Annotated in this window: 7 protein-coding genes; 4 read left to right on the top strand and 3 right to left on the bottom strand. The window is 58.1% G+C overall.

What is annotated here, in order from left to right; all coding sequences use genetic code 11:
• Positions 1-45 precede the first annotated feature (45 nt).
• Positions 46-1,392 (bottom strand): Gfo/Idh/MocA family protein, encoded by a 1,347-nt coding sequence (locus B1C80_RS03175; RefSeq protein WP_077919627.1) that lies wholly within the window; start codon positions 1,390-1,392, stop codon positions 46-48.
• A 671-nt stretch (positions 1,393-2,063) separates the two neighbouring features.
• Here B1C80_RS03175 and B1C80_RS03170 point away from each other — a divergent pair.
• A complete protein-coding gene (locus B1C80_RS03170; protein ID WP_077919581.1) occupies positions 2,064-5,093 on the top strand; it encodes a carboxypeptidase-like regulatory domain-containing protein in 3,030 nt (1,009 codons plus the stop codon).
• A gap of 65 nt (positions 5,094-5,158) precedes the next feature.
• Here the strand turns inward: B1C80_RS03170 and B1C80_RS03165 are convergent, their stop codons facing one another.
• A complete protein-coding gene (locus B1C80_RS03165; protein ID WP_077919580.1) occupies positions 5,159-5,806 on the bottom strand; it encodes a hypothetical protein in 648 nt (215 codons plus the stop codon).
• Between the two features lie 191 nt (positions 5,807-5,997).
• Here B1C80_RS03165 and B1C80_RS03160 point away from each other — a divergent pair, with 191 nt between their 5' ends.
• Positions 5,998-7,410: an APC family permease gene (locus tag B1C80_RS03160; protein WP_236648580.1), complete on the top strand. Its 1,413-nt coding sequence runs from the start codon at positions 5,998-6,000 to the stop codon at positions 7,408-7,410.
• Positions 7,411-7,632: 222 nt separating this feature from the next.
• Here B1C80_RS03160 and B1C80_RS03155 read toward each other — a convergent pair whose 3' ends face one another.
• Entirely contained in the window at positions 7,633-8,187 is a 555-nt protein-coding gene (locus B1C80_RS03155; protein ID WP_077919578.1) for a hypothetical protein, read from the bottom strand.
• A gap of 71 nt (positions 8,188-8,258) precedes the next feature.
• Here B1C80_RS03155 and B1C80_RS03150 point away from each other — a divergent pair, with 71 nt between their 5' ends.
• On the top strand, positions 8,259-8,654 hold the full coding sequence (locus tag B1C80_RS03150; RefSeq protein ID WP_077919577.1) for a hypothetical protein: 396 nt from the start codon (positions 8,259-8,261) through the stop codon (positions 8,652-8,654).
• 149 nt (positions 8,655-8,803) lie between these two features.
• Positions 8,804-13,201 (top strand): CusA/CzcA family heavy metal efflux RND transporter, encoded by a 4,398-nt coding sequence (locus B1C80_RS03145; RefSeq protein ID WP_077919576.1) that lies wholly within the window; start codon positions 8,804-8,806, stop codon positions 13,199-13,201.
• Positions 13,202-13,211 lie beyond the last annotated feature (10 nt).

Raw genomic sequence — 13,211 nt, 5'->3', positions numbered from 1 at the left:
CCGAAGTAATTCAGCAGCGGGCGTTTCTGTTTTTCGGCCATCAGCCTATACCGCAATCGTCTTACCCGGTACGGCAATGGGATAGACCCCATCTTTGTCGGGCAGGCTCTTCGGCATGGCGTCCCAGGCAAGCGTAGCCGGGAAGAGGTCGATCTGCGAGTTCAGCGCTTCGTCCCACTTCACGACCTTGCCCGAATAGGTAGCCATGCGACCCATGATAGCCGTCATCGTACTTTTAGCGCCGTTCTCGGCATCGGCAAATTTGTATTGTCCCTTAGCAATGGCATCGAACAGTTCGTCGTGCTCAATCTGGTAGGGGTTGCCGTCGGCTTTGCTGTTGTGGACGTAGAGGGGGGCTCCTTTATAGAGCAGCAGTGCGCTTTTCTGCCCAAACGTGTCGATCTTACCTTTGGTACCCAGGAATTTCTCGTCAACGATGCTGTAGGTGCCCTCGTAGTGGCGGCACTGGCTGTTGATGGTCGTACCGTCGGCATAGGTGAAGTCGACGATGTGGTGGTCGAAGATTTCGCCGTAGTCCTTCCCGTTTCGAACCTGCCGACCGCCTGTTCCCTGACACGACACCGGATAGCCTTGCTTGACCCAGTTCGCTACGTCGATGTTATGAATGTGCTGCTCGTTGATATGGTCGCCACAGAGCCAGTTGAAGTAATACCAGTTCCGCATCTGGTAGTCCATTTCGGTCTGGTTGGGCTTACGCGGCTTCTGCCAGACGCCCCCGCTCACCCAATATACCTGCCCACCAACAATGTCGCCCAGCGCTCCGTCGTGGATGCGTTTGATCATTTCACGGTAAACAGGCTGGTAGTGGCGCTGTAGGCCAACCACAACGTTTAGTTTTTTCTTTTTGGCCTCTTCTGCTGCGGCCAGCACTTTCCGAACGCCGGGCGCATCGGTTGCCACGGGCTTCTCCATGAATATGTGCTTGCCCTGCCGAACGGCTTCTTCGAAATGACTGGGCCGGAAACCCGGTGGCGTTGCCAGAATAACCACGTCGGCCAGCGCGATCGCCTGCTTGTAGGCATCGAAGCCGACAAACTTATGATCTTCGGGTACCTCTACCTTGGGAGAGCCATCGGCGGCTTTGGCACCCCGCTCCATAAGCGACTTATACGCATCGTCGATCCGATCACGATAGGCGTCGGCCATGGCCACAATTTTTACGTTCTGTTTAGTGCTCAGGGCCTGTTGAGCCGCACCGGTACCACGACCCCCGCAACCGATCAGGGCGATCTTGATGGTATCGTTTACTGAAAAATGGTAGCCCGGGCCTGCCGTAGCACCAAAAGGAAGGCTGCTTAACAGGGCTCCACCTGTCAGTAGCCCCGATGTTTTCAGGAAACCACGCCGGTCCTGGTTCGATTCGTTTATCATAGCAATTGGCTGGGAGAAAAAATCCTGATTCGAAAAGGCAACCGGTTGGGTATTATACTTTTCCGGCCGAAAGAACGCGGCTAAACCACAGGCGGCCAAACCCGGACCGCCGGGCTGTTACGTTTTCCGGCTGGTTTATCGCTGTCGCCAAGTGGGCCAACTACGCGTCCCGGTGGGCATACGGACTACGGTATGGACCATGGCGTGGACGCTGACCGCACGGATCCCGGTGAGGGGTGACGACTGTATAGACACAACAAAGATCACCGGATCATTTCAACGCGTATACACCAGGACGTTTACCACGTATAGATAACAGAGTAAGCGGGCGGGTGATGGTGAAACATAGGACAGATCAGTACCGGCTGGGGCGGGGTAACCACTTGAAAAAACACGGTTAAAGGTCTGGTCGCTCTATTGGCCAGATACACTACAGATTTATTATTAAGTTACTGCGCGCCAAAAACCATAAACAGTTTGACTCCAAAAATATGTAACCCTTAATAGACAAATTAGTGAATTAAATCCGATAAATGACGACAAACCGGTAAAAACCGGGGAAAAAATTTATAAATGGCAAGAAAAATTAGTACTAAACTCAGGCTAATGTTTAATTTTATCCGCACAAACGAGCCAGTTATCTCATAACCCACGTCTATTTTATAAGTCCTATGAGCAAATTTATTGCCCACTCATTATTTGTGCTTTGGGTAGTCTGTTCAGCCAGTATTGCCGCCTTGGCGCAAGGCACGATCACTGGTAAAATAACAGATGATGCCCAGAAAGAACCGCTTGCTGGTATCAGCATTGCCGTTAAAGGAAAGGTGATCGGAACGATTACCGATACAAAAGGAAACTTCTCGCTGACCACCAACACCGAACGTCCGTTTGTCATTCAGGTCACCGGGGTTGGATTTCAGTCGCAGGAATTCACGATCAATGAGAGCCGGACCACCCTGAACATCCTGCTTAAAGAACAGGTGCTGTTGGGCCAGGAGGTCGTTGTATCGGCATCGCGGGTTGAGGAGAGCGTGTTGAAATCGCCGGTATCGGTCGAGAAAATGGATCTGCGGGCTATTCAGAGCACCCCCTCGGCAAACTTCTACGACGGTCTGTCTAACGTGAAAGGTGTCGATATCGCAACCCAGGGACTGTTGTTCAAGTCAATCAACATGCGCGGTTTTGGGGCAACGGGTAACCCGCGTACGGTGCAGATGATTGACGGAATGGATAACTCGGCCCCCGGTCTGAACTTCCCGGTCGACAATATTGCCGGTATTCCGGAGCAGGATATCGAGAGTGTCGAGATTTTGCCGGGTGCGGCATCGGCGCTCTACGGGCCAAACGCCATTCAGGGGCTGATTCTGCTGAACAGCAAAAGTCCGTTCCTGTACCAGGGCCTGAGCGCTAACGTGAAAACCGGAATCATGAGTGCCTCGAACCGCACCACGCAGAACACCGGCTTCTACGACGCGTCGATCCGCTACGCCAAAGCGTTTAACAACAAGCTGGCGTTCAAGGTAAACCTGGCCTACCTGAAAGCGCAGGACTGGCAGGCCAACAACTACACCAACCTGAACCCGCTCAACGGAGTAGAAGGCAATGCCGACCCGAACCGGGGCCCCGGAACGGCCATCAACTACGACGGTACAAACACCTACGGCGACGAAGCCCAGGCCAACCTGCGTTCGGTAGGACAGGCGCTGATCACGGCGCGGCTATTGCCAGCGGCTGCCCTCGGTCTGCTGCCCGACCGGAACGTGAGCCGTACGGGTTATCCGGAGGTGAATTTGGTCGACTATAACACCAAAAGTCTGAAAGTGAACGGCGCTGTTCATTACCGCCTTACCGATAAAATAGAGCTGATCGGGCAGGTGAACTACGGCTTCGGCACAACGGTCTACACGGGTAACGGCCGGTATTCGCTGCGTGATTTCAGCCTGGCGCAGGGTAAACTCGAACTACGGGGCGACAACTTTACCCTGCGGGCCTATACCACGCAGGAGCGGTCGGGTAAGTCCTATACGGCCGGACTGGCCAGTATCTTCCTCAACGAAGCCTGGAAGCCAAGCTCAACCTGGTTTGGCCAGTACGTTGGCGCATACGTGCAGGCTCGTTCGGCGGGTCAGGCCGACGACGCGGCTCACCTGACGGCGCGGGGCGTGGCTGATCAAGGGCGGCCCATACCGGGCACCGATGCCTACAACACCCTTTACGAGCGGGTTCGCAACACGCCCATCAACCAGGGCGGTGGTGCTTTTCAGGATAAGTCGAACCTGTACCACGTGGAAGGCTTATACAACTTCAAGAACCAGATCAAATTTGCCGATGTGCTGATTGGGGGTAACCTGCGGCAGTATGAGCTGGGGTCGGAAGGAACCCTGTTTGCCGACAACGTAGAAGGCCGTACGGGCCGGATCGGTATTACGGAGTTTGGCGGGTTTGCGCAGGTCAGCAAATCGCTGTTCAGCGAGCACCTGAAACTGACCGGATCGATGCGTTACGACAAGAACCAGAACTTTGCTGGCCAGTTTACGCCCCGCGTATCGGCCGTGGCTACGTTCGGGGAGCATAACTTCCGGGTGTCGTACCAGACCGGTTTCCGGATTCCCACCACCCAGAACCAGTACATCGATCTGCTGGTGCCCAACGCCCGTCTGATTGGCGGTCTGCCTGAGTTCTATACGCGCTACAACCTCCAGAACTCGTATACCCGGCCCGACGTAACGGCGGTAGGAGCCGCTATTCAGGCTACGGCTGCCAGTCAGGCAACTATAGCGCAAGCTGATGCGCTGATTACCCAGCAGGTAACGGCTCAGGTAACGGCCGGCGTACAGGCAGCCGTGGCCGCTGGTCAGATTCCGGCCAGTGCAGCCGCAACCGTTATCCAGCAGCAGGTACAGGCTGCTCTACCGGCTGCTCTTTCCGCCAACCGGACTACGGTTGTCCAGGGGCTGGCCGTCAATGCCAACATCGGAAACCTCAAGCCCTACCAGCGTAAAGAGTTCAAGCCCGAGCGCGTAGCGAACTACGAAATTGGCTACCGGGGCGTATTCAACAAACGGCTGTTTGTCGATGCTTACTACTACTACAGCGTATACACCAACTTCATTGGTAGTGTGATTTTGCTGCAACCGACGCGTTCTATTGCGCCGGGTCTGCTGCCGGAAGCGTCGGGGGTATTTAGTGGGGATACCCGCCGGGTATTTTCGTTACCAGCCAACAGCAGCGAAAATATCACCGCGTCTGGATGGGCTATTGGGCTGAACTACTCCCTGCCGAAAGGCTACGGCCTGACGGGTAACATCGCGAACAACACGCTCAATAACTTTACGCCCTCGCCCGAGTTGCAGACGGCCGCGTTCAATACGCCAAAATATCGCTGGAACGTTGGCTTCAACAAACGCCCGGTCGGTGGCTCGAACATCGGCTTTGCCGTAGCGTTCAAGCACCAGGATTCGTTTACCTGGGAAGGCTTTGCGCAGCCATCTGAAACCGGTATCCCGCTCTATACCAACACCATCGTGCCGGCCATCAGCAACCTCGACGCGCAGGTGAACTACAAAGTGCAGCGGATCAAGTCGATTGTGAAACTGGGCGCTACCAACCTGTTCGGCAAGCCGTACTTCCAGGCTTATGGTAACCCCTACGTAGGATCGACCTATTACCTGAGCCTGACGTTCGACGAGCTGCTCAACTAAGCTGTTCGATCACAATAGAAAAAGCCGCTTCTCAGTCCGGGAAGCGGCTTTTTCTATTGTAATGGCTACTGGTTTTTGCCGCCCTGTGGGTAGCTGTTGCCACCCGTTTTCTTACCCGCGGCAGCTCCGGCGGGGGTGCCGGGCTTGCCAGCGCCGGTGGGCTGTGGCCCGTTCGTGCTGACATTTTTATCGCTGGTTTTGGCTTCTTTCTGCACACCGGCGGTGGAGGTTGGCCGCTGCGAGCCACCCGTAGACCCCGAAGTCGACGCTGAGCTGCCTTTAGCACCACCGTAGGTAGGCGTGCCTCCGCTGGTTAGTCCACCGTCGGTAGCCGTGCCGTTTTTCGTGCTCTTGGCCGCTGTTGCCGAACTTCTCGATTTCGATTCGGCTACGCGCGTGCCCTTCGCTCCGCCCCCCGATGGTACACTGGCTGAGCCCTGTGAGGTACTACCCTGCGTATTGGTAGGTTGGTTGGGCGACAGGTTGGTATTGCCGTTGCGACTGACGCCGGATGCCATTTTGCCGCTGCCCCGACGCTCCAGGCCCTCAACAGGCGTTGCCTTTGCCGTAGTCGACTGACTGCTCTGTTTGGTGGCCCCGCCCTGTTGCGAAACAACACCGCCGTTGCTCGTTTTGGCCGACTTGCTTTGTGCCGCCGAGTCGAGGGCTATGCCTATAGCGAAGGCCGCGCTGAGAATGATTGCCTTTTTCATACCGATTGAGTTAGAACGAAACCGTAAATACCTGTTTCATTTAATTTAACCTTAGTCTATAGTATTTGTTCTATAATCAACAGGCTGCCTGGGGTCTGCTGAGGTACCGGCCTCGCCACCGGCGAACTTTTGGGGCGGGTTTAGCCGTTGGTCGATAGATATCCTTTTGTCTTCTTTTATCCGTTACCGGATTGATCGATTCTACGCCTTCTGAATCTTCTCGCCCCATACCCACTCCCGATTCGGGGGGGGCGCTGCCCCGGCAGCTGACGCTCGTACAGGGTACCGCGCTGAACATGATCGACATGGTTGGTATCGGGCCGTTTGTGGTGCTGCCGCTGGTCATAAAAACGCTGGGCGGTCCGCTGTTTTTGTGGGCCTGGGTATTGGGAGCGGTGGTTTCGCTGATCGATGCCTTTGTCTGGGCCGAGCTGGGAGCAGCCTTCCCGCAGGCGGGTGGGAGCTATAACTTCCTGAAGATTTCGTACGGCGAACGGCGCTGGGGGCGTCTGCTTTCGTTCCTGTACGTCTGGCAAACGCTCATTCAGGCTCCGTTGGTGGTGGCGTCCGGTGCCATCGGGTTTGCTCAGTACGCATCCTATCTGGTGCCGCTCAGCGAGTGGCAGCATCGGGTGGTGTCGGGGGGCGTCGTGCTGCTGATCATTGCGCTGCTGTACCGCAAGATCGACTCCGTAGGCCGGATCGGGCTGGTTATGTGGGGCGCTGTACTGCTCACCCTCGGCTGGATCATTGTGGGGGGGCTGACTCATATCCGGGTGCCGCTCAGCGAAACGTTCGGAGCGATGGGGTCGCTGAGTGGCGGACTGCTGGCGGCCGGACTGGGGCAGGCTTCGGTCAAAACCATCTACTGTTACCTTGGCTATTATAACATCTGTCACCTCGGCGGTGAGATCCAGCGCCCGGCCCGAAATATTCCGGCCAGTATGTTTATCTCGGTAGTGGGCATCGCTCTTCTGTATCTGCTCATGAACATCAGCGTGGTAAGCGTGGTACCCTGGCGGCAGGCGCAGGAGAGTACCTTCATCGTAAGTACCTTCGTTGAAACGATTTACGGGTCAGGAGCGGCCCGGCTGGCTACGGTGCTGGTGTTGGTGGTGGCGTTTTCGTCGCTGTTTGCCGTGCTGCTGGGGTATTCGCGGGTGCCCTACGCGGCCGCCGTCGATGGGCAGTTCTTCCGGATCTTCGCCCGGCTGCATCCTACGCGGCAGTTTCCGTACGTGTCGCTCTTGTTTCTGGGTGGGCTGGGTTTCGTATTTAGCCTGCTGTTCCGGCTGGGCGATGTCATTACGGCTATTCTGGCCATGCGTATCGTGGTGCAGTTCGTGGGACAGGCCGTGGGCTTGCTGCTGCTACACCGTCGGCGGGGTCGCCGGGCCGCGGATTTTCCGTTTCGGATGCCGCTCTACCCGTTGCCGGTACTCCTGGCTATAGGCGTCTGGCTGTTTATTTTCTATTCAACCGGCTGGGCCTTCATGCGCTCGGGGCTGATCGTTATGGCGTTGGGCGTAGTGGCCTTTCTGCTGTCGACGCGCTTCCGAAAGGAATGGCCATTCGCAAAAACAGACGTTCCTTCAGTGTCGTGATCATATCGTAACACAACCTACGTTTACGCCGGTCAGCGGTTGTAGGCGGGCTACCTCTGTACCAACAACTAGGTCCCTGAACACACCCCGCAAACGCAGTAGAGTTGTATACGGCGTTCGGCTGAGTCGGGTCGATCAGGCGTATCAGCATGACGATCCGAATTACTGGCGAATGCCGCATCCGGTTTCCTAATTTCCTACCCGTTCTGAGGCTGGTAATCGCTATTGCCGTTGCAAAACGGCCCGCTGAAACCCGTTGGCCGGATAGCCCGAAACCGACGAAGGAGCGGCCTGCCCTCTCGGCACTGGCCCACTGGCGGAGCTGCCGGGCAAGGGGCCGCTGGTCATCACCTCAAACGTAAGCGTGTTGGGACCGGTCAGCTCGTAGGCGGTTTGCAGGCGGTTGGTTGCCAGATCGAACTGGCAGAGCAGTCGATTCCCGAGCCGGTATTGGTTGATCCGAATCCCGTTTTTCTCATCGACAACGTACTGGCCGCGTTTGGCGTCTACCGTAATGAGCTCGTAGGCGCGGGTGTCGATCTGGTTTCCGGTGGTATAGGTAATGACAAAGCTGGCCCGATCGGCGTCTATGGGGCCAATGTCGAGCTGCATAGCCACGGTTTGGGTGGTGCCCTGGGCCGATCGGATGAGCAGCGGCCCGCGCCACTGACCGTACCACGATTGCGGAAAGTCCTGCGCCCCGGCTGAACCTGGAAACGAGAGCCATAGACCTATTCCAAATAGCGTGGCTGGCATCCAGACGAACAACGATTTCATAATCAATGGCGTTATCAGGACAGAACTTTGCTAAATTAGCCGTAAAATCAGCGAATAAAAAGCCGTTCTCTATGAAGCAGTTTTTGTCAGTTGGGCTGGCCCTCATGCTCTTTGTCGGGAGTTTACTGCCGCCAATGAGCGCCGAGCAGGCGGTTCGACTGCCCGAATTGCTTACCCATTATCATCAGCACGAACGGGAAGAAGGGCGACCGCTGACGTTCTGGTCGTTTCTGACCGAGCACTACCTGCCGGATTCGCAGCACTGCAAAGCGCCCAAACACAGCCACAACCGCCTGCCATCGTTCGATGGGGGCGCATCGGCCTACGATTTTGTACCCGTCGTTTTCCTGACCTGTAGTGAGCCGTTTGCGGTGGAACGGCTATCGATAGCGGTATTCCGGCTGCAGCTCATGAATGCCCGTCAGGCGTTTACGTCGCTGCTCCAGCCCCCGCGCCACCAGGCCTGATCGACCTTGTCCTGCCTATTTGCTTTCGGTCGTTTCGATGCGGCCGGTCGTTGCTGTAGTGGTCGGTGCTGACCGATCGTTGTAGCCCCTGCATAAACGCACTACTCATTCATCAGGCCGCTCCATCGGCCTGTGTTCTTCCTGTATTCATGTTTGATGCTATCATCCGATTTAGTATTCGGAATAAACTCGTCATTGGCGCCTTCGTGCTGGCGCTTGTGGGCTGGGGCGGCTACTCGGCCTGGAACCTGCCCATCGATGCCGTTCCCGATATAACCAACAACCAGGTCGTTGTCATTACCCAAACGCCCGCCCTGGCCGCTCAGGAAGCCGAGCGGTTTGTGACCACCCCGCTGGAACTGGCCATGGCCAACCTCCAGAACGTCGAGGAAATCCGGTCGGTGTCCAAGCTCGGCCTGTCGGTGCTGACGGTCGTGTTTACCGAAGATACCGACATGCTCAAAGCCCGGCAGCTGGTGTCGGAGCAGATGCAGAACGCCCTCAAAGACATTCCGGCCGATTATGGTCGGCCGTTCCTGGCGCCGATCACTACGGGTCTGGGCGAAATATACCAGTATACGCTGGTGCCGCAGCGGGGCTACGAAGGCAAATATTCGCTGACGGAGCTGCGTAGTATTCAGGACTGGATCGTAAAGCGCCAGCTGGCGGGTATTCCGGGCGTGATCGAGATCAGCAGTTTCGGCGGCTTTCTGAAGCAGTACGAAGTGGCCGTTGACCCCGACCGGCTGCGGGCTGCGGGCATCACCCTCACCGAACTGGCCGACGCCATGGCCCGCAACAACGCCAACACGGGTGGGTCGTACATCGAACGCAACAGCCAGGCCTATTTTATCCGGGGCGAAGGGGCTGTCTCGTCGCTGAAAGATATAGAAAACATCATTGTCCGTACCAGTCACGATGGCCCCGGCGGCACATCGGTGCCGGTGCGGATCGGGAACGTTGCCACGGTTCGGTTCGGGCATGCGGTTCGGTTCGGGGCGCTGACCCGCAACGGCGACGGCGAGGCCGTGGGCGGTATCGTGCTGATGCTGAAAGGAGCCGACTCCGAAACGACGATTCGGGGGGTGAAAGAGCGCATCGGGCGTATCCAGGCGTCGTTGCCGGAAGGCGTTAAAATCGTGCCGTTCATTGACCGGACCAAACTGATCGGCAAAACCATCACCACCGTTACCCGCAACCTGGTTGAAGGGGGGCTGATCGTGGTTACGGTGCTGCTGCTGCTGATGGGCAGCTGGCGGGCGGGGCTCATCGTGGCGTCGGTTATTCCGCTGGCCATGCTCTTCACGCTCGGCATGATGAAAACGCTGGGGCTGTCGGCCAACCTGATGAGCCTGGGTGCCATCGACTTCGGCCTGATCGTCGACGGGTCGATCATCATTGTCGAAGCCGTCCTTCACCACTTTTCAAGGCTTGGTTCAGCAAATGGGTCTTCGTCAATCGCTCAGTCGCTCAAGCGCTCATTCACCCAGGCAGAAATGGATGAAGCGGTGTTCGAGTCGGCATCGGCAATCCGGCGGTCGGCTGCGTTTGGAGAAATTATTATCCTGATCGTATACCTGCCGATTTTGTCGCTGACGGGTATCGAGGGTAAGATGTTTCGCCCGATGGCCGAAACGGTGGGGTTTGCCATCCTGGCCGCGCTGGTGCTGTCGCTGACGTACGTACCTATGATGTCGGCCCTGCTGCTGCCCAAAACGCTCGACACCCGCCGTACCCTGTCGGACCGGCTGATGGACTGGCTCTACCGGCAGTATGAGCCCTTGGCCAGACTGGCTCTGCGCTGGCGGAAAACGACGGTAGCGGTGGCGCTCGCGATGCTGGCCGGGGTGGTGCTGCTGTTTGGGCGGCTGGGGGGCGAGTTCATTCCGCAGCTGGACGAAGGCGATATGGCCATCGACTTCCGGATGCCGTCGGGCACGTCGCTCTCGGCTACTATCGACGCGTCGCTGAAAGCGCAGAAAGCCCTCCGTACCCATTTTCATGAAGTAAAGCAGATTGTGGGCCGCATCGGTGCCTCCGAAATCCCGACCGACCCGATGCCCGTTGAACAGGTAGACCTGATGATTACGATGAAAGACCGGGCCGACTGGACCAACGCGACTGACCGCGACGATATGGCCGAAAAAATGGGCGCGGTGCTGGCCCAGGAAGTGCCGGGTGCCGGGGTTGAGTTTACCCAACCGATTCAGATGCGCTTCAACGAAATGATTACGGGCGTTAAGTCCGACATTGTCGTCAAAATCTTCGGCGACGATCTGCAAACGCTGTTCGAACGGGCCAATGCGGCCGGTCGGCTCATCGAAGCGGTGCCGGGCGTGGCCGGGCTGCGGGTCGAGCAGACGGTTGGTCTGCCGCAGATCAATGTACAGTATGACCGTGCGCGGCTGGTGCAGTACGGATTGTCCGTGGCCGACGTGAACCGGCTGATCAAGGCCGGTTTTGCGGGCGAAATTACCGGGCCGGTCTACGAAGGCGAGCGTCGGTACGATATGGTGGTGCGGCTGGCCAGCACCAGCCGGCAGGGCCTGACCGACCTGAGCGGGCTGTACGTTCCCCTGCCGCAGGGCGGAAGTGTTCCGTTGAGTGAGGTGGCCACGGTGAGCTACATTCAGGCCCCGGCGCAGATCTCGCACGACGGTACCAAACGACGCATCACGATTGGGGTCAGTATCCGGGGCCGCGACGTAGAGAGCGTGGTCAACGACATCCGCAGCCAGATCGAACCCCGAATCAAACTCCCGCCCGGCTATTACTATACTTATGGCGGGGCGTTCGAAAACCTCGAAAAAGCCAAAGAACGGCTTAGTGTTGCCGTTCCCGTAGCGCTGTTCCTGATTTTTGTGCTGCTCTTCGCCACGTTCAACTCGCTGACGTATGCGCTGCTGATCTTCAGCTCCATTCCGCTGGCGGCTGTAGGGGGCGTGCTGGCGCTGTGGCTGCGCGATATGCCATTCAGTATTTCGGCGGGGGTCGGCTTTATTGCGCTGTTCGGGGTGGCCGTACTGAACGGAATCGTGCTGATCGGCTATCTGAACGAGCTCGAAAAGCAGGGGGACCAAAACGTCTACGACCGGATACTGCACGGACTGCGGGTCCGGTTCCGGCCGGTGATCATGACGGCGGCTGTAGCGTCGCTGGGATTTCTGCCGATGGCGCTGTCGACATCGGCCGGGGCGGAGGTGCAGAAGCCGCTGGCTACGGTCGTAATCGGTGGCCTGATTACCGCTACGCTGCTGACGCTGGTGGTGCTGCCGGTATTGTACAGCCTGGTTGCGGGTTGGACAAGAAAACGCCAGAATCCGTCGTCAGCGCCCTTACCCACCGCCCTGGGACTGCTGCTGCTGGGCCTGGCTACCTCGACCAGCGGCCAGACAACCCGGCTCAACCTGGGGCAGGCCGTAGAGACGGCCAGTCGGCAGAGTTTGCTGCTGCGCGGCAGTGCGCTCGAAGCCGAGAGCCAGCGGGCCCTGATCGGATCGGCCTTCGATCCGGCCAAAACCGGTGTTGAGGTTCAGGTCGGGCAAACCCAGGCTCAGCCAACCGATTATATTGTAGGGGTTACGCAGTCGTTCGCGCTGCCGTCGTTCTACCGGGCGCAGCGGCAGTTGTACCAGAGCACCGCCACGGCGGCCGAACGGCGGCTGGCCCTCCGGCGGCTGCAACTGGCCACGAGTGTGAAGCAGGCCTATTATCAGCTGCTGTTCGATAACCGGCTGGCCACCCTGTTGCGCCGACAGGATAGCCTGTTCCAGAATGCGGCCCGGGCGGCTGGCGTACGGTACAAAACCGGCGAAACCAACCGGCTCGAGCAGGTCTCGGCCGATACGCGCCTGCAGAGCGTGCGGCTGCGCCAGCTCACCCTCCGGGCCGACATAGAGGCCCACACCCGGGCCTTGCAGCTGCTGATCAACACGCCCGACCCGGTAATCATCGACACGACGATAGCCCTCCGGCGCGACCTGCCCGCCGGAACACCACTGGCTACGGCCGATGCCGGGCCGGTGGCCGATACCAACCCGGCGCTGGCGGTTCTGCAGCAGGAGCGGACCATCAGCCGCAACCAGACCTATCTGGAGCGGCAGCGGCTCAAGCCCGATCTGCTGGTTGGCTATTACAACCAGTCGATCAACCGGGAGCTGAGTTTCAACGTGCTGCAGGCCGGGGTGTCGTTTCCGCTGTTTGCGCAGGCCACCAAAGCCCGGATTGCAGCCGCCCGCATCAACGAACAACTGACCGACGCCAACTTTCAGTACGCGCAAACGCAGCTAACCGGCCAGCTGGCCATCCTGCAGCGCAATGCCGCAACGCTGCGGGCCTCGCTCGCTTATTTCGACGAAGCCGCCCTGCCCCAGGCCCGGCTGATCCAGTCGACGGCGCTGCGGAGCTACCGCGCGGGCGAAATCGATTACGTTGAGTTTTTTCAGGCCATTCAGCAGGCGTTTGCCATCGAAGAGCAGTACCTCAGCGCTTTGTTTAATTATACCACCGTGGTGATCCAGGCTGAGCAGCTGCTGGGCATCGACTAACGACCATACC

The organism is Spirosoma sp. 209 (assembly GCF_002006735.1).
GTDB lineage: Bacteria > Bacteroidota > Bacteroidia > Cytophagales > Spirosomataceae > Spirosoma > Spirosoma sordidisoli.
Note: the sequence above shows the minus strand (reverse complement) of the source record. Positions and strands in the feature narration are given on the sequence as shown.

What these genes read in the sequence shown, in the direction of transcription:
- B1C80_RS03145 (WP_077919576.1), top strand. Translation starts at nt 8,804, where the DNA reads ATGTTTGATGCTATCATCCGATTTAGTATTCGGAATAAACTCGTCATT.
- B1C80_RS03170 (WP_077919581.1), top strand. Translation starts at nt 2,064, where the DNA reads ATGAGCAAATTTATTGCCCACTCATTATTTGTGCTTTGGGTAGTCTGT.
- B1C80_RS03175 (WP_077919627.1), bottom strand. Translation starts at nt 1,392, where the DNA reads ATGATAAACGAATCGAACCAGGACCGGCGTGGTTTCCTGAAAACATCG.
- B1C80_RS03165 (WP_077919580.1), bottom strand. Translation starts at nt 5,806, where the DNA reads ATGAAAAAGGCAATCATTCTCAGCGCGGCCTTCGCTATAGGCATAGCC.
- B1C80_RS03155 (WP_077919578.1), bottom strand. Translation starts at nt 8,187, where the DNA reads ATGAAATCGTTGTTCGTCTGGATGCCAGCCACGCTATTTGGAATAGGT.
- B1C80_RS03150 (WP_077919577.1), top strand. Translation starts at nt 8,259, where the DNA reads ATGAAGCAGTTTTTGTCAGTTGGGCTGGCCCTCATGCTCTTTGTCGGG.